Origin of the sequence: Synechococcus sp. CC9616 (genome assembly GCF_000515235.1) — a bacterium.
Lineage (GTDB): Bacteria > Cyanobacteriota > Cyanobacteriia > PCC-6307 > Cyanobiaceae > Parasynechococcus.
Window position 1 is genome coordinate 891,755 of sequence record NZ_KI911558.1, and the last position, 20,685, is coordinate 912,439.

17 protein-coding genes are annotated in these 20,685 nt (G+C 60.8%); 2 read left to right on the top strand and 15 right to left on the bottom strand.

Translation table 11 applies throughout. The features are described 5' to 3' along the window. Positions 1 to 2: 2 nt before the first annotated feature. From SYN9616_RS0105100 to SYN9616_RS0105130, 7 genes are read right to left on the bottom strand one after another with little or no spacing between them, the layout of a single operon-like run. On the bottom strand, positions 3 to 1,166 hold the full coding sequence (locus SYN9616_RS0105100; RefSeq protein WP_084218305.1) for an LptF/LptG family permease: 1,164 nt from the start codon (positions 1,164 to 1,166) through the stop codon (positions 3 to 5). Then, positions 1,163 to 1,891 (bottom strand): LPS export ABC transporter ATP-binding protein, encoded by a 729-nt coding sequence (gene lptB / locus SYN9616_RS0105105; protein ID WP_028952158.1) that lies wholly within the window; start codon positions 1,889 to 1,891, stop codon positions 1,163 to 1,165. Before lptB ends, SYN9616_RS0105100 begins: the two co-directional genes overlap by 4 nt. Then, positions 1,888 to 2,400, bottom strand: a complete 513-nt coding sequence (locus tag SYN9616_RS0105110) for an LptA/OstA family protein (RefSeq protein WP_369791923.1) — start codon at positions 2,398 to 2,400, stop codon at positions 1,888 to 1,890. Before SYN9616_RS0105110 ends, lptB begins: the two co-directional genes overlap by 4 nt. Next, on the bottom strand, positions 2,367 to 2,723 hold the full coding sequence (locus SYN9616_RS0105115; RefSeq protein WP_028952160.1) for a DUF309 domain-containing protein: 357 nt from the start codon (positions 2,721 to 2,723) through the stop codon (positions 2,367 to 2,369). Before SYN9616_RS0105115 ends, SYN9616_RS0105110 begins: the two co-directional genes overlap by 34 nt. Then, positions 2,723 to 4,531, bottom strand: coding sequence for a translational GTPase TypA (gene typA / locus SYN9616_RS0105120; RefSeq protein ID WP_028952161.1), 1,809 nt, complete (start codon positions 4,529 to 4,531; stop codon positions 2,723 to 2,725). Before typA ends, SYN9616_RS0105115 begins: the two co-directional genes overlap by 1 nt. Before the next feature lie 58 nt (positions 4,532 to 4,589). Then, positions 4,590 to 7,106: a U32 family peptidase gene (locus tag SYN9616_RS0105125; protein WP_028952162.1), complete on the bottom strand. Its 2,517-nt coding sequence runs from the start codon at positions 7,104 to 7,106 to the stop codon at positions 4,590 to 4,592. Further along, positions 7,106 to 7,906 (bottom strand): D-alanyl-D-alanine carboxypeptidase family protein, encoded by an 801-nt coding sequence (locus SYN9616_RS0105130; protein ID WP_051410948.1) that lies wholly within the window; start codon positions 7,904 to 7,906, stop codon positions 7,106 to 7,108. The genes SYN9616_RS0105125 and SYN9616_RS0105130 overlap by 1 nt, the downstream gene beginning before the upstream one ends. A gap of 55 nt (positions 7,907 to 7,961) precedes the next feature. On the opposite strand from SYN9616_RS0105130, the gene chlP reads away from it, so the two are divergent. After that, complete coding sequence (chlP, locus tag SYN9616_RS0105135; protein ID WP_028952164.1) at positions 7,962 to 9,332, top strand: geranylgeranyl reductase; 1,371 nt, start codon at positions 7,962 to 7,964, stop codon at positions 9,330 to 9,332. A gap of 39 nt (positions 9,333 to 9,371) precedes the next feature. Here the strand turns inward: chlP and SYN9616_RS0105140 are convergent, their stop codons facing one another. Beyond that, a complete protein-coding gene (locus SYN9616_RS0105140) occupies positions 9,372 to 9,611 on the bottom strand; it encodes a hypothetical protein (protein ID WP_051410949.1) in 240 nt (79 codons plus the stop codon). 70 nt (positions 9,612 to 9,681) lie between these two features. Beyond that, positions 9,682 to 11,844: a glycine--tRNA ligase subunit beta gene (gene glyS / locus SYN9616_RS0105145; RefSeq protein WP_028952166.1), complete on the bottom strand. Its 2,163-nt coding sequence runs from the start codon at positions 11,842 to 11,844 to the stop codon at positions 9,682 to 9,684. A 124-nt stretch (positions 11,845 to 11,968) separates the two neighbouring features. Here glyS and SYN9616_RS0105150 point away from each other — a divergent pair, with 124 nt between their 5' ends. Continuing rightward, positions 11,969 to 13,729, top strand: a complete 1,761-nt coding sequence (locus tag SYN9616_RS0105150; RefSeq protein ID WP_051411083.1) for an NADPH-dependent assimilatory sulfite reductase hemoprotein subunit — start codon at positions 11,969 to 11,971, stop codon at positions 13,727 to 13,729. Here SYN9616_RS0105150 and SYN9616_RS0105155 read toward each other — a convergent pair. From SYN9616_RS0105155 to SYN9616_RS0105180, 6 genes are all read right to left on the bottom strand, one after another. After that, positions 13,693 to 14,418, bottom strand: a complete 726-nt coding sequence (locus SYN9616_RS0105155) for a M15 family metallopeptidase (RefSeq protein WP_028952168.1) — start codon at positions 14,416 to 14,418, stop codon at positions 13,693 to 13,695. The genes SYN9616_RS0105150 and SYN9616_RS0105155 overlap by 37 nt on opposite strands. Before the next feature lie 67 nt (positions 14,419 to 14,485). Then, positions 14,486 to 16,930: an ATP-dependent DNA helicase RecG gene (gene recG, locus SYN9616_RS0105160; protein WP_084218387.1), complete on the bottom strand. Its 2,445-nt coding sequence runs from the start codon at positions 16,928 to 16,930 to the stop codon at positions 14,486 to 14,488. A gap of 32 nt (positions 16,931 to 16,962) precedes the next feature. Then, entirely contained in the window at positions 16,963 to 18,141 is a 1,179-nt protein-coding gene (locus SYN9616_RS0105165; protein ID WP_028952170.1) for a hypothetical protein, read from the bottom strand. A 5-nt stretch (positions 18,142 to 18,146) separates the two neighbouring features. Next, complete coding sequence (gene tsf / locus SYN9616_RS0105170; protein ID WP_028952171.1) at positions 18,147 to 18,806, bottom strand: translation elongation factor Ts; 660 nt, start codon at positions 18,804 to 18,806, stop codon at positions 18,147 to 18,149. A gap of 86 nt (positions 18,807 to 18,892) precedes the next feature. Continuing rightward, entirely contained in the window at positions 18,893 to 19,612 is a 720-nt protein-coding gene (gene rpsB, locus SYN9616_RS0105175; RefSeq protein ID WP_028952172.1) for a 30S ribosomal protein S2, read from the bottom strand. 127 nt (positions 19,613 to 19,739) lie between these two features. Then, positions 19,740 to 20,684, bottom strand: coding sequence for a glycosyltransferase family 2 protein (locus SYN9616_RS0105180; RefSeq protein WP_028952173.1), 945 nt, complete (start codon positions 20,682 to 20,684; stop codon positions 19,740 to 19,742). Between the last annotated feature and the right edge of the window lies 1 nt (position 20,685).

Genomic DNA, 20,685 nt, shown 5'->3' on the forward strand with positions numbered 1-20,685 from the left:
GCTCAACGGCTGGCCTGACGCAGTAACAGTCCTCCAGCGCCAAGGGAGATCAGAACCGGCAGCCAGGCTGCTGCCAGAGGGGGAATCGTTCCTTTCACCCCAAGTGAACTGAAACTGAAACTGATCACGTAGTAGACGACGATGATGCCCAGCGTCAGAACAAACGCGAAGCTGCGACTGGTTCGATAGCTCGGTTGTGCACCGAGCGTCGCACCAAACAAACCGAAGACGATGCATGCCATCGGGAACGTGAATTTTTCCTGGATCCGCACACGAATCTTGCGGGCATCCTTGTTGTTGCCGGACTCCACATACAAACGCTCCGCCTGCTTGGCCTCTGCCACGGTCATGTTGACGGCGTCCTTCTGAATCCTGGCCAGGCGCAAGGGTCCAGCCCCAAGCGGATACACATAGCGGTCAAAGTCAGCCTGGGAGGAACTACCAGTGCTGTTCAGAGTCAGGATCTGGCCGTCAAGAAAATCCCAAGAAGCCTGCTCCTGATTCCAGATGGCCTTCTTCGCCACCAGCATCTGGGTGAACCCGACCCGCGAAAAATCCAGAACTGTCACGTCCTGCATCTCGCCGTCTCTGAAGCGTCGGGCGAAGAACAGCTGGGTCAGTCCCCGCTCTGAAGAGGCGTCATCAACCGCACCCGTTCGCGGTCCGAAGCGTGGATAAATAATGTCCTGTCCCTTTTCAGTCGCCAGGGAGCGACCGAGCGCCCGTTGCAGGGTGACCTCTGCAAACCTGTTGCTGCCAGGCACCACCACGTCGTTGAGCACGAAGGTGAGGCCCGTCATCAGCACAGCCACCACCATGGCTGGAGCGATCATCCGCGCCGTCGTCACCCCAAGGCTTCTGAGGGCAGTGAGTTCGCTGTTGGCTGAGAGGCGCGTGTAAACAAAGAGCGACGCCATCAGCGTTCCCATCGGAACGGAAAACGCCAGCCATCGCGGCGTGCTGAACAGAAGAACCTGGGCAGCAATGGTGATCGGCAGGTTCTTGTCCACCATCTGGCGCACAAGCTCGAACATCACACCGCCTGTCAACAGCAGCAGGGTGAACAAGGCCACGAAGAACAACAGCGGCCCGAGAAGCTCGATCAACAACCATCGGTCCAGCAGGCTGAATCGCCGCCATGGCCCCCGACGCAACAACTGATTCACAGCTGAAAGTCCTCCCCCAGGTAGTAACGGCGCACCTGTGGATCGGCGGCTACCTGATCCGACCGACCCGACGCCAGGATCGCCCCGTCGTTGAGGATGTAAGCCCGGTTCGTGATGGCCAGCGTTTCACGCACGTTGTGATCGGTGATCAGGATCCCCATGCCACGACCACGCAGGGATTGGATCAGCGACTGCAGATCCGCCACGGCCAAAGGGTCGACACCAGCGAAGGGTTCATCCAGCAGGAGATAACTGGGACCATCCACACCAACAGCTAAAGCGCGGGCCACCTCACAGCGACGGCGTTCCCCACCGGAGAGTTGAAATCCACGGCGATCAATAAACGCCGTGAGGTGAAAGTCTTCAATCAACTGATCCCGACGATCCCGGCGCTGTGCAGGCGTCAGATCGGTTTGTTCAAGAGCCACGGCCAGGTTCTGACGAACCGTGAGCTGGCGAAACACGCTTGGTTCCTGCGGGAGGTAGCCGATCCCCAGCCGGGCTCGATGGGGCATGGACAATGTCGCCACCTCCCTTCCGTCCAGCTTGATCTGGCCGTGATCCGGTCGTAACTGTCCGATCACAAGATTGAACGTGGTTGTCTTGCCTGCCCCATTTGGACCAAGCAGGCCAACAACCTCCCCTGGAGAGAGAGTCAGGGAAACACTTTTCACCAGTTGCCTCCCACCAAGACTGATGGAGACCTGTTCCAGGGAAAGGCTCATGGAAGCAGCTGTTCCGGCTTCGATTCAGACGACTTGAGCGTCCAGCGACTGAAGACCTGATCACCTTCCAGGGGCGTTGCGATGGCGCGTTCCTCATCCAGCAAATAGGTGACGCGGTCAGCTCTCAGCAGATTGCCGTCCTTCTGAACCACATCAACATCGCCACTCAGAACGATCCTGGATTCCTTGGTGAAGTACTGCGCCTGACGACTGGTGGCCACCACACCACGCTGATCATGAACCAGTCGCACGTTGCCGCTTGCCGTGATCACGCCTGTAACACTGTCGGCGGCCTGCTGATCGGATTCGATCGTGATCAATCCTTGATCCGCCGGTTCCTCCGAAGCGGCAAGGCTTGGACCAACCAGCAGTGCAGCGCTGACGGTGAACAGACAGGTGAGGGCACGGATTCTGCTCAGCACGGACGCAACCACGGAGGCGAAGTACTCCAGATTCCAGGGACCATACCCCTCTCTCAACGCAGACGTTGCAGTTGAGGGACAGTGCATGACTCGGGGTCAGCATCCTGCTGAAGCCGTTGCAGGCGTTGTTCGACGACGCCGCACAGAGCCTCAAGATCGAGGCCCAAATCAGGCGTTCCAGGCCTCCTCAGGCGACCCAGGGCTTCGCCGAAGAGAATCGTTGCGCCACGCCGGTTGCCCCTCTGCAAATGCAACTGCGCCACAGCGACCTGAAGGATTCCCTGAAGTGAACGGCGCTCCGGATCGGCTGTTTCATGCCAGAGCTCCTCGAAGACATCGTGGGCGGCATACCACTCCTGGGTGTTGAAGAGATCAACCGCCTGACCGAAGCGCGGATCCGCCTCAGGCATCAGCGCTTGGCCTTGGCCGGCTTTTTGCCGGGAAGCTTGCGCAGGCGGATCGACTCAGGCGTGACCTCGAGCATCTCATCGGGTCCGATGTACTCCAGGGCCCGCTCCAGGGTCATCTGAATCGGTGACTGCAGCGTGTCCAGTTCATCGGCACCGGCAGAGCGCATGTTGGTGAGCTGCTTCGTCTTGCAGACGTTGATCTCCAGATCCTGAGGGCGGTTGTATTCACCGATGATCATCCCCTTGTAAACCTTGGTGCCGGGGCTGATGAAGAACTGACCTCGATCCTCGGCGTTCTTGAGGGCATAGAAGGTTGCTGTGCCCTCCTCGAAGGCGATCAGAACGCCGTTGCGACGGGTGTCGAAGTCACCGGTCATCGGGCGATATTCAAAGAAGGAGTGGCTCATGATTCCTTCGCCGCGGGTGGCCCGGATGAATTCACCCCGGAAACCGATCAGGCCGCGGGAGGGAACGATGAACTCCAGCTGGGTGCGCCCGTCGGCTGTGGTTTCCATGTTCTGCATTTCGCCCTTGCGGGTGCCCAGTTTCTCGATGCAACTGCCGACCGCTGCTTCTGGAACATCCATCACCAGCGTTTCCACAGGCTCACAGGGGGTGCCATCGATGGTGCGGAAGATCACCTGAGGCTGAGAGACCTGAAACTCATACCCTTCGCGGCGCATGGTCTCGATCAGGATGCCCAGATGCAGTTCACCGCGACCACTCACTGAGAAGCGGTCCGGTGAATCCGTGTCTTCGACACGCAGGGCGACATTGGTCATCAACTCACGCTGCAAGCGATCACGCACCTGACGGCTGGTGACGAACTTGCCTTCCTTGCCTGCAAACGGGGAGTCGTTGACGACGAACGTCATCTGAAGGGTGGGTTCATCCACCTTGATCAGGGGAAGTGCCGTGGGTTCATCCGGGCAGGCAATCGTTTCCCCGATGTTGACGTCATCAAAACCAGCCATGGCCACAAGGTCCCCGGCGAAGGCCTCGCTGATCTCGATGCGCTGCAGACCTTCAAAACCGAGCAGTTTGCTGATCCGGCCCCTCTTGATGGAACCGTCGTCCTTGATCAGAGAGGCACGCTGGCCCTGCTTGATCACGCCGTTGTGCACCCGCCCAATGATGATCCGGCCAAGGAAGTCCGAGTAATCGAGGGTGGTGATCTGAAGCTGCAACGGCTTTTCGGCATCACCAACCGGGGGCGGTACGTGGCGCAGAATCGCGTCAAACAGCGGTCGCATGTTGTCGCTGTCGGTCTTCATGTCGGGCTTGGCGAATCCACCAAGGCCGCTACCGAAGAGATAAGGAAAATCGCACTGATCATCATCAGCACCGAGCTCGATGAACAGATCCAGCACCTTGTCCACGGCTGTCTCCGGATCAACGCGAGCGCGGTCGATCTTGTTGACGAAAACGATCGGGCGAAGTCCCTGCTCAAGAGCCTTTTTGAGCACAAAACGGGTTTGGGGCATCGGCCCCTCATTGGCGTCCACGATCAGCAGACAGCCGTCCACCATGCCCAGGACCCGCTCCACCTCACCGCCGAAATCGGCGTGGCCTGGGGTATCAACAATGTTGATGCGGGTGTCGTTGTAAGTGACCGCCGTGTTCTTCGACAGGATGGTGATGCCCCGCTCACGCTCCAGGTCGTTGGAGTCCATCACGCAGGTGGGGACCGCTTCGTTATCGCGGAAGATCCCCGATTGCGTCAGCAACGCGTCGACCAGGGTCGTCTTGCCGTGGTCGACGTGGGCGATGATCGCGATATTGCGAATCGCCTTTTGCTGGGCGCTCATACGGGCAGACCATCAGGAATTGTGAAGAACGCCCAAAGGCGCAGTGCGAAAGGATATCTCAAAATGAGATTCGACTGGTTCGTTCCGGACCCTTTACGCGCAGGCTGCCGCGGGTCACACCCAGTTGGTGATGAACCCGCTCCTGTCTCCAAACCTCCTGTGATCGCAGGCGTCCGTCCAAGGCGTCGGCGTAAAGATGCAACCGTCGTTGTGTCTCATCAGCCGTCTCATCCAGCAGTTCGACCCTCAGATGGCGGACACCGGCCCGCAGCAGGGCTGGAAGTCCCTCCACTCCGGTTTGAGCGGTGCCGTTGAACAACGTGTTACGGCATCCGAGGTCTGCACGCAGGGGATGCTCAACACCGCTGCGGTCACGCAGGGACACCGAATGACTTTCACAGGGCCTGCCGCAGTCGGTGTGGTCGTGTCCATCAGAAAGGAAAGCGCAGAACAGGCAGTGCTCCATATGAAACAGAGGCATGTGCTGGTGAAGCGTCACTTCAAGCAGCGCGGGATCTACCGCCGCGGCCAGGTCGAGCAACTGCTGCAGATTGAGGTCGTAACTCGCGGTCAGTCGCAGTAATCCCCAGTGATGGCGGTACCACTGCAGGGAGAGTGGATTCGCCGTGTTCAGGGAGAAATCACCAACGCAGGGAGCCAACGGCGTTAGTGCCTCCAGCTGATCGGGATTGCGCACGAGATAACCATCGGGCCGCGCCCGGATCAATGGCTCGAGTGTCCAGCGTTCGTTGGGCCGCGTGATCCGGGCACCTGCCAGCCAGATCCCGCCAGGCCATTGATCACGGCCAAGGGCCACCGCCTCCCGAAGCTCACGGGGCTGCTCGAGATCCACAACGACCGATTCGATCGGCACAGCTCTGCGCGGCAATGCGATCAGAGCCTTCAGCTGATCCAGGCTTCTGGCCAGCACAACCAGCCCTGGAGAGGTCTTCAGCGGCTCGGCAGGCTGGGGCAACAGCGCCTGGATGATCCCTTTCCAATCGGGAGCTGACGCTGGGGATTCCGTCGTGGCTGGATCTGAATGGTGCGTCGCACCCTCAAGCCTCTGCAGCAGGTCCCGCCGCATCCTGTTGAGCTCCGCCACCGGAAGAAACATCTGATCCTCCAGATCCACATCCAGAGAACCAAGACACCAGCCACTGCCTCCAAGGCGCCCCAGCTGGGTCGCCAGACGATCGCGATCGAGGGGCCTTTGTGATGCGGCCTGCAACGGGATCTCGCTGTGAACCTGGATTGCAAAGTCCGGGCAGGAAAGCTGCAGTAACTGACCAGGCCGTCCGCTCACAACAAGATTGAGCTGCTGATCGACCATGGGCGTCAGCCGTCTCGCGGCCTGCTGCCACTGGTGGTCCCATTCCGGGTCGTTGGTCAGCCAGACGGATGCACCGGCTGGAATTCCACTGGTCTTGATCCGGCCGGGGCCAAGCCGCAGCCGCAGGCGCTCACCACCAAGTTTCTCCACAACCATGATCCGGCCACCGACCTCCTCGGGTGGCTGCAGTGGATCGTCGGACATGCGCTCCAACACAAGCCCCTGACCTGGACGGAGGAGATCGCGACTGCGGATCTGAAGCCAGCCTGCTCGATCGGTCTGCAGGAGCTGTCCCACCAGGGGACCGCGCTTCTTGCTCCAGCGACCATGCACGAGAGATCGATGGTTGATGCCCTCCAACCAGCCAGTCGACAAGCCGCGGGAAAAGGCAAGCTCCAGCTGGCGACCGGTGTCATCGGGGCAGGCTTCCGAGCTGGCATCCAACCGTTTGCGGTAGGCATCGGTGACCGCAGCGACATAACGGGCATCCTTCAACCGGCCCTCGATTTTGAGACTGGCAATCCCGATACGTTGCAGTTGGGGCAGCAGCTCCCAGGCGGCCAGATCCTGTGGCGAAAGCAGATAGCGCTGATCGTCAAGGGAGCGGGCAACCCCATCAACGATCAGTTCATAGGGAAGCCGACAGGCCTGGGCACACTCTCCCCGGTTGGCACTGCGCTGACCCAGCGATTCACTGGTGAGGCACTGCCCGGAGTAGGCGACACAGAGGGCGCCATGCACGAACACCTCGAGAGGCATTGCCAGATGGCGTTGGTGCAACTGCTGTTGCAACCGCTCCAGATCCTGCAGCGCCAGTTCGCGTGCGAGGACGACGCGCTGACACCCCAGTGCCGCGGCCTGGGCCACACCTGCGGCACTGGTGATCGACATCTGGGTCGACCCGTGCAGTGAAAGAGACGGCACCAAAGTCCTGGCCAGGCTGCAGAGTCCAACGTCCTGAACAATCAAGGCATCCACCCCGGCCCGTTCAGCGGCGATCAACAGATCGGCGGCCCGCTCCAGCTCATCGCTGAACACCAGGACATTGAAGGTCAGAAAACCGCGAACCTCTCGGCTGTGGAGCCAATCCATCAGCTCGGGCAGATCCTCGATCCGGAAATTTTCAGCCCGCTGACGGGCGTTGAAGGTCTGAACCCCGAAATAGACCGCATCCGCCCCGGCTGCAACAGCAGCACGCATCGCCTGCCAATCGCCGGCGGGAGCCAGCAGCTCCGGACGCATCAGGAGGATCGCTGAGCGAGACGACGGGCCGGCTCAAACAGACGCAGGGCGGCTGCCGTCCCCTCGTAGCGCCAGTGCCAGGGTTCGTGATTCACCCCCTGAGAATTTCCGACTGGAAAGGAAAGGATGAAGTGGTAGCGGGGGGCGTGATCCTGCAACCAGCGGAAGGCCCTGGTTTGCTCAAAATCCGGGGAAAGATAGGTCTCAGGAGCCTCTCCATCACCGAGGTCAACGGCATAGCCCGTGCTGTGTTCCGAGTAGCCGGGCGGCGCTGACACCCTCGCCCGTTCTTCAGCCGTTTGATTGCGTTCCGATGCCACATCAAAAAAGATTTCTTCCTGAAGATTGATGGAGCGGTAACCACTCAGAAGCCTCAGGTCGACGCCATCAGAAGCCGCCGCCTGTCGCATGGCCTCAAAGGCATCGGCTGCATCGGCATGCAGTTCGATTCCCGGTTGAACGACGATCAAGGACGATCCCGTGGCTTCTGAATAAGGAAAGTGTCCGAGTAGGCGGCCATCGGCATCCGGTCTTTCCCGGAACCCCTCAATCTCTTCCAGCTCAGGAGGATTGAGTCGTGCCAACAGCTGAGGGCCGAACAACACAGCTCCCACACTTCCGCCACAGACGACAACGCAGGCGAGAAACAGCCCGAATCCTGCACCCGAACGGCGTGGTGCCGGCGTGGACCGGCGGGCAACAGGGATGTCGTCCCTGATGGAGCGGCGAGCAGAGGCTGCCCTGACCACGGGGCTGATGCGTGTTGTTTCGATCGTAAGGGCGGGTGCCAGTGGGGCCATGCAATTCAGGACCGCAGTGGTAGTTTCAAAAAACAGTCCAGCGGAGATGGCTGAGATGTTGCGTGTTGCAGTGATCGGCGGTGGTCCGAGTGGATCCTGTGCAGCCGAGGTGCTCGCCAAAGCTGGGATTCAAACCTGGTTGTTTGAACGCAAGCTGGATAACGCCAAGCCATGTGGAGGAGCGATTCCGCTCTGCATGGTCGAAGAATTCGACCTGCCGGACGAGATCATCGACCGCAAGGTCCGCAACATGAAGATGATCTCCCCCTCCAACCGCGAGGTGGACATTCGTCTGGATCCGCTCGGCTACGACGACAACGCCTTCATCGGCATGTGTCGCCGCGAAGTGTTCGACGCCTTTCTGCGCAACCGGGCCGCCGATCTCGGCACAACACTTGTGAATGGCCTTGTTCAGAAGATCGACACCGGCGTGAACCGTCAGGGGCCTTACACCCTGCATTACGCCGATTACAGCGGCGGTGGTCCCACCGGGGAACAGAAAACTCTCGATGTGGATCTGATCATCGGAGCCGACGGTGCCAACTCCCGTGTCGCCAAGGCCATGGATGCGGGCGATTACAACGTCGCCATCGCCTTCCAGGAACGAATCAAGCTCCCCGCAGAGGAGATGACCTACTACGAAGATCTGGCTGAGATGTATGTCGGCACCGACGTCTCTCCTGACTTCTACGCCTGGGTCTTTCCCAAGTACGACCATGTCGCTGTCGGGACCGGCACAATGCAGCAGAACCAGAGCCTGATCAAAGGTCTGCAGAAGGGAATTCGGGAAAGGGCCAACAAACGCCTGTTCAAAGGAGAAGTGATCAAGGTTGAGGCTCACCCCATCCCAGAACATCCGCGTCCACGGCGTGTCGTTGGCCGGATGGCCCTCGTTGGCGATGCCGCTGGCTATGTCACCAAGAGTTCCGGGGAGGGGATCTACTTCGCAGCCAAGAGCGGCCGCATGTGCGCCGAAGCCATCGTGGAGATCTCAAAGAATGGCTCCCTGATCCCCACCGAGAAACAGATCAAATCCACGTATCTCAAGCGCTGGGATCGCAAGTACGGTGCGACCTACGCAGTGCTCGACATTCTCCAGAGAATTTTCTACCGCAACGATGCGGCCAGGGAAGCCTTCGTCGAAATGTGCGACGACAAGGACGTACAGAGACTGACCTTCGACAGCTACCTCTACAAACGGGTGGTGATGATGAATCCCTGGCAGCAGATCAAACTGACCCTGCGAACCCTGGGAAGCCTGCTCAGGGGCGAAGCCCTGGCACCGTCGAACTACAGCCCTGTGCCATCAGCGGTGGGGCGTTCCGATGGAGATTTCCTGGCAGATGAAGCTGCCCAGGCCGTCAAGGCCCAGGCAAAAGGAAAGACAACAGCCGACGAAGGAAAGACAACAGCCGACGTCAGTTAGATCGCGACCACTGATCAGGTCGCGATCACTGGATCGCGATCATTGCTGGCGTTGCTCGATCGCCTTGCCAACGCCTTCCTTGATGCGTTCGACGCCTTCCTGCAACGTCTTGCCGGGGGCCGTCTCTTTTTTGGTGGTCGACCAGACGTTGACGGCATAGATGGCCGCCCCCGCGACGATCAGCGCTGCCAGAACCAGTCCGATGCCGTTACCTCCCTGGCGAATCACCACGGGCTGCTGCTGAACAGGCTGCTGTTGTTGGTTCGACTCGTCGGCCATAACTGTGTTGGTTGATGCCATCTTTCGTTAGCGGTCGGCAGCTCATTTGCCAACGGATCTGATCGGACGCTCAGGCCTGAATCAGCTCGAACTGAGCCAGAACCGAGGCCTGGTTGCGCAGAACCGCCAACAGATTCAGCCGATTCCGACGTAACGCCACGTCCTCGGCCATCACCATCACGCTCTGGTCTCCGTCGAAAAAGGCCTCGAGCGCTGGAGTGGCCTGAACGAGGGCATCAGCCAGGGCGGCGTAGGAGCGTGAGACCGCCAGCGGCTGCAAGCGCTGAACCACATCGGCCATGCCTTGCTCACTGGGAGATTCGAACAAAGCCGAATCGACCACACCTTCAGCGGCAAGCTGATCGTCGCCAAGGTCCCCTTTCTCCGCCAATCGCGATGCCCGCTGCACCACAGCCTGGACCGCTGTCAGGCGCCCATCGTCCCGAAGGGCCTGGAGACGTTTGATCCGGTCCTGCACATCGATCGGGTCCCCGAGCAGGCGTTGATCGGCCACAGCCGCCCCAGCAACCGCCTGGACCAGATCAGGGGAATGCCCGTCCTCTTCAAGCTGAGAGACGATCCGCTGACGCAGCAGCAGGGACAGATCTTTTCGCAGCGCATCGGGGTTGACGTCAAAGGCCGGGAAAAGCTCAGACCAGCTGGCGGCGGCCTGTTGCAACAAGGCCAGAAGATCCAGTCGCCAGCCTCTCTCCCAGAGGATCAGCAGCACACCGTTGCCGGCGCGACGCAGGGCATAGGGGTCGGAAGAACCACTGGGTCGTTCTCCTTTGGCATAGATGCTCAGCAGCAATTCCAGGCGCTCCGCGAGAGCCACCACGGCGCCCGCGTCCGTACCGGGGAGGGCATCACCCGCCCCTCTGGGCAGATAGTGCTCCACAACCGCCAGGGACACCGCACGGGATTCCCCCTCCTCCAGAAGATATTTACCGCCCATCAATCCCTGCAGCTCAGGGAATTCACCCACCATCTGACTGACCAGATCGTGCTTGCACAGATGTGCGGCACGCAACGCAGCAGCAGCGGATTCCTCAGGGAGATTCAGCGTGATCAGGAGTTGCTCGGCGAGCCTTTCAATCCGTTCACTTCTGTCCCGCAAGCTGCCAAGGCCTTCGGCGAAGGTGACCCGCGCAAGTGCTTCACGACGTTCCTCACTGGGCTGACGCCGATCCACCGCCAGAAAGAATTCTGCATCCGCCAGACGGGCCCCCAGCACGCGTTCATTTCCTCGGGTGATCTGATCAGCGGATGTCGACAGTCCATTGCCCACCAACAGGAACTCAGGGCGCAGCACCGCATCGGCCCTGAGCCTGAGCGGATCCGGCTCCACGGATGGCACATCCAGGGGGACATAGCGCTGATGGGCCTGCATCACGGTGCTGATCACCTCCGGCGGGAGCTGGAGAAAACGATCCGCGATGCGGCCACGCAGGACCTGGGGATCCTCAACAAGATCAACAAGCTCCTCAAACAAGGACTCTGGGCAGTTGGGGATGCCCTGAATCGCAGCGGCCTCGCTGTCGATGGCCGCGCGGATCGCCGTGGCGCGCTGATGACGATCGACCACAACACCAGCGGACTTGAGGACGCTGCTGTACTGATCAGCATCCGCAACATTGAGAGGCGTCCCGCCGTAGAGACGGTGTCCCCGGGTGAAACGGTCGCTGCGAATCGCAGGATCTCCATCCGGCAAGTCCACGGGAATCAGATCACTGCCCTGCAAGGCCAGCAGCCAGCGGATCGGTCTGCTGAACCGTTGTGTTCCCGAGCCCCAACGCATGAAGCGTCTGCCCTGCAACGCACTGATCCAACGCGGGATCAGCTCCTGAAGCAGGGAACGACTGGTCTGCCCCGGCGTCATCACCGTGGCGAACACGCAGGGCCCCTTCGGCGTCTCACGCACCTCCAATGCGGTTGGATCGACGCCACAGCGCTTGGCGAAACCAACGGCCGCCGGGCCTGGCTGCCCATCCTTAAACGCCTGCGCCAGTGGAGGGCCCTTGCGCTCTTCCGTGAGGTCAGCCTGGCGTTCCTGCAGCGACTCAACCTGCACGACAAGACGTCTTGGTGTGCCCGTGACCACAAGGCTGCTGTGGTCGAGACGGCTGTCCTTGAGATCGCGGAGGACAAGATCCTCCAGTTGCGACAAAGCCAGACGGGCGAAATCTGCCGGCAGTTCCTCGGTTCCAATCTCAAGAAGAAAGGTTGAAGTCACGCCATCAACAGAGCCGTTGGCAACTGTATTGGAAGCCGCTTGGCTAGTTTCAAAAGACACAACGACCGTTTCCGTGAGCACCGGACAGATTGAAGTCACTGCTATCGGCAAGGCTTCCTCTGTGGTGGACCTTGATGGTCCATCGCCGGCGACCGAATCCATCGAAACCGCCCTGTCCAAAGCCGAACGACGCAAGTTGTTGAGCGGGCACCTGAGGGAACCCCTGCTGACGGAGCTGAGCAACGATGAAATCCGTTTCAGTGAAGATGCCGTTCAACTGCTGAAGTTCCACGGCAGTTATCAGCAGAACCACCGCGAGCTGCGCAAGACCGACAAGGTGCGCTGCTGGCAGATGATGCTGCGTCTGCGCAATCCAGGCGGTCGCGTTCCAGCCCAGCTGTTCATGGCACTGGATGATCTCTCCAACGAGATCGGCGACGGAACGCTTCGAACAACAACGCGCCAGGCGTTTCAGATGCACGGCATCCCGAAGGCCCATCTCAAACATGTGATCGGGACGATTGTCGAAAACCTGGGGTCGACCCTGGCCGCCTGTGGAGACATCAATCGCAATGTGATGGCCCCTCCGGCACCGTTTGAAAAGGGTGGCTATCCCGTGGCGCGTCAGTTGGCCGATGAAATTGCCGACCTGCTCAGTCCCGAGGCGGCGGAAGGGTCCTATCTCGATCTCTGGGTGGATGGCGATCTCAGCTATCGCTTCAAACCAACACGACCCGTGCGCAAAGCCCGCCTGCGGCAAAACGATCAGGGTGTGTTCTCCAACAGCACTGCTGAACCTCTTTACGGAGACACCTACCTTCCACGCAAATTCAAGGTGGCCGTCACGGTGCCGGGGGACAACTCCGTTGACCTGTTGACCCAGGACATCGGCCTGGTGGTGTTCACGGATCCCTCCGGCGACCTGCGCGGATGCAACGTCTACGTCGGCGGTGGCATGGGACGCACCCACAACCAGGAGGACACTTTCGCCCGCCTCGCCGAACCACTGGGATACGTCGAAGCGGCAGAGCTGTTCGATCTTCTCCAGGCGATCATGGCGGTGCAGCGCGACTTCGGCGATCGGGAAGTGCGGAAGCACGCGAGGCTCAAGTACCTGATCCACAAGCAGGGCATGGCCTGGTTCAAGCAGACGCTCAAATCGGATTATTTCAAGGGAAAACTCAAGGGATTGCGCAACGAGCCCAAGGCCAAGTTGATGGACTACCTCGGCTGGCATCGCCAACGGGCCGGGCACTGGTTCGTGGGTCTCCCTTTGACCTGCGGACGTCTCCAGGGGGAGATGAAGGCAGGACTCCGTCGCATCGTCGAGACGTATCAACTTGAAATTCGTCTGACAGCCAATCAGGACCTGCTGCTCTGCAACATCGGCACAGCCCAGCGCGCCGGCATCCGTGAGGAACTTGCCTCCATCGGCTTCGAGGTTCCCGATGCACCAGCCCCCCTGGCAAGGCACGCCATCGCCTGTCCGGCGTTACCAACCTGTGGATTGGCGATCACGGAAGCGGAACGCGTTCTCCCCTCCGTGCTGGGCCGCCTCGAGCAACAGCTTGAACGCTTGGACATCGACAAGTCAGTCCTGATCAGGATGACGGGCTGCCCCAACGGCTGTGCCCGGCCGTATATGGCCGAAATTGGCCTGGTTGGCAGCGGCGTTAATCAGTATCAGCTCTGGCTCGGTGGCACCCCCAACCTTCAACGTCTGGCGCAACCGTTCCTCCAGCGCATGCCCCTCGACGATCTCGAGAAAACGCTTGAACCGCTGCTGATCAGCTGGAAGCAGGCCGGCGGCCGCCGCAGCCTCGGCGACCATGTGCACAAGCTTGGGGATCAGGCGGTGTCCGAACTGCTGGGAGCACCGGCGTAAAACGCCCGTTCAGCTCCGCTCCGCCAGGCCCAGAGCTGATCGCCATGGCTGAAGTGCCACCACTCATTGGGGTGTTGTTCAAATCCTGCTGCGAACATCACCTGTTGAAGCAGCTCCCTGCGTTGGTGCCAGACAGCCTGCTCCGACTCGGGCCTTTGCTTTGCTGCATCGCCGTAGTGATCGGGATGGGAGATCTCACCAATCGCGTCAATCGCACCACCCATGTCGAGAGGTTGGTCGGGATTGCAGCTGGCCAGGGTCAGATCCACCGCAGCACCGGTGCTGTGGGGTGGGGGCATGGTCGGATCTGAACTGGGGGGAGCCCAGAATCGCCCCACGTCGTCCACCACGGCCTCCACCGCTGCCGCCTGAGCAGGATCCCCCTGGTTCAGACCACGACGCTCACACTCCTCGCCAATGGCGTAGGCGACCATGTAGCGCTGAACCGCGATCGGCCGCCAGGCATCAAAAATCGCCAGCTGCAGGTCGGGTTGTTGTTGCTGAAGCAGCTGCTGAGCCATCAGAAGCCGCTTGATGACGCCGCTGCGCAGCCGGAAGGGGTCGGACCCCGGTCCATAGGGAGCACCAGCTTCGACATAGGGGTGGGGCTGCAGCCTCAGCAAGGGAGGAGGCAGTGGTTGCAGTGGCTCCCGACAGTCCACGATCGGCCGGTCGTTCCAGGGTCTCACTGACAGGAGGCAACGACCCGATCTTTCCACATCCACGCCGTGGACGGCCCCGATCGTTGAACCAGGTTCAATTCAGTGGCGCGGCACCACTGAGCCGTTGCTGCTGGAGATCGAGCAGGCGAGCCAGCAACGGGTGATCATCCAGCCCGGGATCCTGTTTCAGGATCCACTGAGCACCGGCCCGTGCGTCCTCCAGCACGGCAGCATCATCAGCCAGGCTGGCCAGGGCCAGATCAGGCAGCCCCGATTGGCGGGTCCCCAGAACCTGTCCGGGCCCCCGCAGCCGCAGATCCATCTCGGCGATTTCGAAGCCATCGGTGGATCGCACCAGTACATCGAGGCGTTGTCGGGCCTGCGCATTGGAACTGCCGTTGATCAGAACGCAGTGGGACGCAGCGGCCCCACGGCCAACCCGACCTCTCAGCTGATGGAGCTGTGCCAACCCGAAGCGATCGGCATGGTCGATCACCATCACGCTCGCTTCCGGTACATCCACACCCACTTCAACCACCGTGGTGGCCACCAGAACCTGGCTGCTGCCACTTGCGAAGTCCCTCAGCACCGTCTGCTTTTCAGCACTGCTGAGTCGGCCATGGAGCAGTCCGACCTTCAGGTCTGGAAACACCTCAGAGACCAGTTCGGCATGGACATCGACGGCGGATCGCAGCTCGAGCTTTTCGGATTCCTCCACCAGGGGCAACACGACATAGGCGCGCTGCCCCTTGTTCACTTCAGAGCGGATCAACTCAAAGGCCTTCTCGCGGCGAGCTGACCCGAGCATGGTGGTGCGGATCGGGGTCCGACCTGGCGGAAGCTCATCGATCTGACTGACGTCCAGATCGCCATGCACTGACAACGCCAGCGTCCTGGGGATGGGTGTCGCCGTCATCGTCAGCAGATGGGGCTGGAGCCCCTTGTTCAGCAGCCGGTCCCGTTGATGCACCCCGAAGCGATGCTGTTCGTCGACCACCACCAGCCCCAGACGGGAAAACACCACGGGGTCCTCAAGCAGGGCATGGGTGCCAACGAGAACCTTGAGAGATCCATTCGCGAGATCATCGAGGAGCTGTCGTCGTCGCGGCCGAGGTGTTGAACCGGTCAACAGATCAACGGTGACGTTCAGCTGGGGCAGCCAGTGACAGAGATTGCGGTAGTGCTGCTCCGCCAGAACCTCGGTCGGAGCCATCAGGGCCCCCTGCCAGCCAGCCTCGATCGTGCTGAGCAGGGCGGCGATGGCCACCACCGTCTTGCCGGATCCCACATCCCCCTGCACCAGGCGTGCCATCGGCTCAGGCCGCTGCAAATCAGCCGTGATCTCCGCCGAAACCCGTCGCTGAGCGTCCGTGAAATCGAACGGCAGCAGTGCCAGAAAGCGACCGACAAGACCGTCTCTCATGGCGGAAAGATCGAGCTGGGGTGCCGGCCTGGAACGGAGTTCTTCGCGGCGGCGCAGCAGACCGAGTTGCAGCAGCAGAAATTCATCGAACACAAGCCGACGACGCGCCTGGTCCAGTTCCTCACGATCCTTGGGGCAATGCAGAGCCCGCAGAGCCTCTCCAAGGGGGAGGAGTTGATGGCTGGTCCGCTCCTGATCCGTGAGCGGATCTGGCGCTGTCTTTGCCATGGGCAAGACCTGCTCGATCAAGGCACGGAAACGATCGGCGCCCACGCCTTCCGTGAGGGGATAGACGGCCAGGAGTCGTCCGATGCTGCGGGACTTCACCGGTGCATCGGAGCTCTCCAGCACCTCGATCAACGGATCCTGGAAGGTGAGTCCATAACCACCGTCCTTCACCAGTCCGCTCACGGCCACGGTGGCACCATTCGGATAAAGCCGCTGCTGACCCTTCAGATAGGCCTGAGAGCTGAAGCGTTTACCAGCCAGAAAGCGACTGACCCGAAGCCGCCCAGTTGGATCCTGAAGATGAAGCTCCAAGATCGCCAGGTTGGGATTGCGGGGGCTGACGAAGCCACTGCAGCGTCGGACCGTCGCCACGATCGTTGCGGTTTCTCCGGCAACGAGCGCCTCGATGCGGCGGCGGGCGGAATAATCGACGTGATCCCGCGGGTAGTGACGCAGCAGATCCTGAACCACAAACAGGCCGATGGAGGCCAGACGGGCGGCGAACTTCGGTCCGACGCCATGCACGGACGTGAGGGGACTGGTTAGGGATAGGGAGCGCTGGGCCGATGGTGAGGCCGACGCTGGAGCCTGGATCCGCAGCCGGGGTGGTGCCATCGGGGCAGAGGTTTCCAGCCGACAACGCAGCTCGTGCAACCACTGGCGCGTGTCGGTGACGAGGCGGCGACGGGCCGGAGCTGCAAGGGAGGAGTAGCCCGCGTACTGATCACAGAGGGTCTGGAGTCGTTCCCGACTGCCGACGGGTAGAGGCACTGCCGGCACTTCACTCAGCTGCTGCTGAAGAAACTGATGAAAACGCTGCTGACGGCCCTGCATATCCGGGCAGTCGCGCTCCATTTCGACCCTGAGAGCCTGTTGCAGGGGCCGCATCCAGGCCAACAGCGCTTGGAGTTGGACACCGGTTAGTCCCCGGTCAGCGGGTGTGGGTTGGGACCGGTCGGGCTCTGCCAATGGGAACGGGCCTCAAGATCAAGAGATCGGCGTTGCCAATGCCGTTGCTGACGCACCATTGTGAGCAGATCACGGTGATGGGCGTGAAGGCGGCGGCGACAGCGCCTTAGGCGGTGACTATCAAATTCGAGTTCGCTTGTCCTCAGAAGCAGGCAGAGAACATCGACTCCCTGCTCCACCTCACCCATGGCCATCGGCAATCGCAGTCGCAGCAGATTCGTGGCCGTGGACTGGGTTTCAACCTGCCCTCGCAGCACTGCTTCCAGCAGATTCACCGGCAGTAGAGTTCCTGCCAGACCGCAGCGCAGCATCTGCACATTCACGGCATGGGAGAGGTTGCGCAGACGTCTGGACAGGGCCTGATCCAGACCATCCATCCACTGGAGCAGCGCATCAGGCATCTCCGGCAGCAGACCATGGTCTCCGACTTGGTGGTTGCCTCCGCTGAACTCGGCGATTTCCTCCTCGAGGCTGGTGGTGGAATGCTCAAGGGCATCGCCGGCGAGCTGGAACAGAGAGCGCAGAACATCCACCTCTGAGCCTGCTTCGCTGTTCTCCGACTGGGACAGTTGCTGGTCGAATGGTGTCTGAGCGGAGGGTGTCTGAGCAGAGGGTGGCTGAACCGAGGGTGGTGGCAGAGCGGAGTAGGCCTGCGGCTCGTTCACAGGCAAATTGAAACTGAGATGAACCGATCCGGAGGGTTCCTGGGGCAGCTCCTCAGGCGCGGGGGCCGGCGTGACACTTGATTGCTGCTGCTGCTCAGCCAGCCCACGCAACATGTCTCGACTCAACCGCGCCTGACGCCTCCGGACCTCCTCCTCCATCTGCATCATCAGATGCATCAGCTGCTCGACGGTGAGAAGAACGGAACAGCGCTGGATCAGCCCGTCGACGGCAGCATGGAAACGATGGCGTGATGATTCCGGCAGGGCCGAGAAACGACCTGGATCCACATCACTGATCAGACGAAAAAGCGCCTGGCGCGTGCTGTCCCGCAGCTCGTCCCGCAGGATCTGAAGGTAAAGCGCTTGATCCCGATAGACCTCCACCGAACGCTTACGGCACAGGCGTTGGAGCCGTGCCAGCTGTTCGGAGGGGTCATGGCCGGATCGGCCCTTTGCTTCGGGCACCGAGTTCAGCCGGCGTTCTGCATCGAGGCCACCTCGGCGGCGAAGTCGGCCTCCTCCACCTCGATGCCTTCCCCAAGGGTGTAGCGGGTGAAGCGCCGCACCTGAACGTTTTCGCCGATCTTGCCGGCTGCCTGCTTCACCAATTCCGCCACAGTGATTGCGCTGTCCTTGATGAACGGCTGCTCCAGCAAAACAAGTTCCTTTAGACGCTTGCCGATACGCCCCTCGACAATCTTCTCCTTCATCTTGTCCGGCTTGCCCTCCAGATCGTCCCGTCCCATTTCGATGGTCTTCTCCCGATCGACAATCTCCTGTGGGATCTGATCGGTTGAGACGTATTCCACGTTGGGACAGGCAGCCACCTGCATGGCCACATCACGAACCAACTCCTGGAAAAGATCGCCACGGGCGACGAAGTCGGTTTCGCAGTTCACCTCAAGCAGCACGCCAACACGTGCTCCGGTGTGGATGTAACTGCCAACGGCACCTTCGGCCGCCGTCCGCCCCGATTTTTTCTCGGCGCTGGCGATCCCTTTCTGACGAAGCCACTCAATGGCCTTGGTGGCATCCCCATCAGTCGCCGCAAGGGCCTTCTTGCAGTCCATCATTCCCGCGCCGGTCTTGTCGCGCAGGTCTTTGACAAGCTTGGCGGTTACGGCAGCCATCGAACGTCGTAAAAAAGGGTGGAAGGAGAAGAGCCGCCGGCCCGCAGGGGCAGATCGGCGGCGTGAACTTAGCGGTTCAGTGGGACTCAGCCCTCAGCGTCATCGCCGCCGCGCTGGTCTTGATGTCCGTGTCGGCCTTCGTTAATCGCATCTGCCAGGCGGCCCAGCACCAGCTGAACGGAGCGCACAGCGTCGTCGTTGCAGGGAATCGGCACTTCACAGAGGTCCGGATCGCAATTGGTGTCGAGCATCGACACCAGCGGGATATCGAGCTTGCGGGCCTCGAGCACAGCATTGGATTCACGGCGCTGGTCCACCAGAACCACAACATCCGGCAAACGACGCATCGTTTTCAAACCGCCCAGATATTTCTGAAGCCGCTCCAGTTCACGACGCAACACCGCACCTTCCTTCTTGGGGCGCATGGCGATGGCACCACTGGATTCCATCCTTTCCAGATCCTTCAGGCGATCGATCCGGGCCTTCATCGTGGTCCAGTTGGTGAGCATGCCGCCCAGCCAGCGTTGGTTCACGAAAGCCGCGCCACAACGGGCCGCCTCGAGGGCCACCACCTCGGAGGCCTGCTTCTTGGTGCCAACAAACAGAAAGCGCTTGCCGCTGCGAGCTGCGGAGCGCGTCCACTTGTACGCGTTGTTCATGCAGACGGCGGTCTGAACGAGGTCGATGATGTGGACCCCGTTGCGCGCGCAATAGATGTAGCGCGACATCTTGGGGTTCCAACGACGGGTCTGGTGCCCAAAGTGGGCACCCGCCTCCATCATTTCGGAGAGGGTGACAACAGCCATGGTTTGAGGTTTCGGGTTCGCCTCCACCTGCCAGGGACGGATCTAGGCAGCGCCTTAGGGCGTTCTCCGAGATCACATTCACCCGAAACGTGCAGGTGTGCGGGGTTGAAAGTACCCGTCGACACTATCAAATCAAGGGGCATGGGACCCCGGCAGCACTGGCTTCGCGGAAGAGAGCACGAACGCCGATGCGATTCAGGGGCAGCCGCAACAGCTCCATGGCGGTGCCTGAATAGCCCCGACGAATCAACCAGCGCAACAACGGGCGGAGGCTGCGCTCATTGAGCAGACCACCAAGGGTCAGAAGCTCCCAGAGGATGCGATGGAGCCAGGTGTACTGAATGATGAAACGCACCCGACGTGTCGGGTGCTTGCGGTAGAAAACCAGACCCATGCGGGCACGCTCACCTTCCACCTCAATCAAGCGGGGAATCTGGTCGAGGCTGAGGGCAGGATGCCAGTGATAGCCGACGGCCTCGGGACACTGGATCAGCCTGACGTCCATGCGACGCAGCCTCTCGCCAAGTTCCAGATCCTCCCAGCCATACAGCTGAAAGCCTTGATCAAACAGGCCTGATGCCTCAAGAACGCCTCGGTCGATCGCCACATTGCCGGTGGCGAAATAGGCCCATGAGAGATCACGCAGCTTGTGACGCTCCGTGGTGGGGTGATCGAAATTCGCCGTATTCACAACGGCGCCGTAGGTAAACGCCAGACGATTGCCTGTTGTGTCCCAGTGACGCTGAAGGGCCTTGGCGTGGCAAGCGAGAAAAGACGCTGTGACCACCAAATCGCTGTCGATGAAGACAATGACATCGCCCCTGGCATGGCTCACACCGCGATTGCGTCCGGCCGCAGGCCCCCCATGCTCCTGTTCGATCAGTCGCACATGGGAAAAGCGAGCCTGTTCCTGACGCAACCAAGCAGGAGTGCCGTCGGTGGATCCGTCATCCACCAGCACCACCTCGTACTGATCGAGGGCACCGCTGAGATGCTGATGCTCGAGAGCATCAAGGCACTTTTCAAGGATCGGCCTGCGGTTGTAAGTCGGTATCACGACACTGACAAACATC

Bases quoted from the DNA above. Each gene is read 5' to 3' on its own strand.
- chlP (WP_028952164.1), top strand. From the start codon at position 7,962: ATGTTGCGTGTTGCAGTGATCGGCGGTGGTCCGAGTGGATCCTGTGCA.
- SYN9616_RS0105125 (WP_028952162.1), bottom strand. From the start codon at position 7,106: ATGCGTCCGGAGCTGCTGGCTCCCGCCGGCGATTGGCAGGCGATGCGT.
- rpsB (WP_028952172.1), bottom strand. From the start codon at position 19,612: ATGGCTGTTGTCACCCTCTCCGAAATGATGGAGGCGGGTGCCCACTTT.
- typA (WP_028952161.1), bottom strand. From the start codon at position 4,531: ATGAGCGCCCAGCAAAAGGCGATTCGCAATATCGCGATCATCGCCCAC.
- SYN9616_RS0105140 (WP_051410949.1), bottom strand. From the start codon at position 9,611: ATGGCCGACGAGTCGAACCAACAACAGCAGCCTGTTCAGCAGCAGCCC.
- SYN9616_RS0105110 (WP_369791923.1), bottom strand. From the start codon at position 2,400: ATGCACTGTCCCTCAACTGCAACGTCTGCGTTGAGAGAGGGGTATGGT.
- lptB (WP_028952158.1), bottom strand. From the start codon at position 1,891: ATGAGCCTTTCCCTGGAACAGGTCTCCATCAGTCTTGGTGGGAGGCAA.
- SYN9616_RS0105130 (WP_051410948.1), bottom strand. From the start codon at position 7,906: ATGGCCCCACTGGCACCCGCCCTTACGATCGAAACAACACGCATCAGC.
- SYN9616_RS0105180 (WP_028952173.1), bottom strand. From the start codon at position 20,684: ATGTTTGTCAGTGTCGTGATACCGACTTACAACCGCAGGCCGATCCTT.
- SYN9616_RS0105115 (WP_028952160.1), bottom strand. From the start codon at position 2,723: ATGCCTGAGGCGGATCCGCGCTTCGGTCAGGCGGTTGATCTCTTCAAC.
- recG (WP_084218387.1), bottom strand. From the start codon at position 16,930: ATGCGGCCCCTGCAACAGGCTCTCAGGGTCGAAATGGAGCGCGACTGC.
- tsf (WP_028952171.1), bottom strand. From the start codon at position 18,806: ATGGCTGCCGTAACCGCCAAGCTTGTCAAAGACCTGCGCGACAAGACC.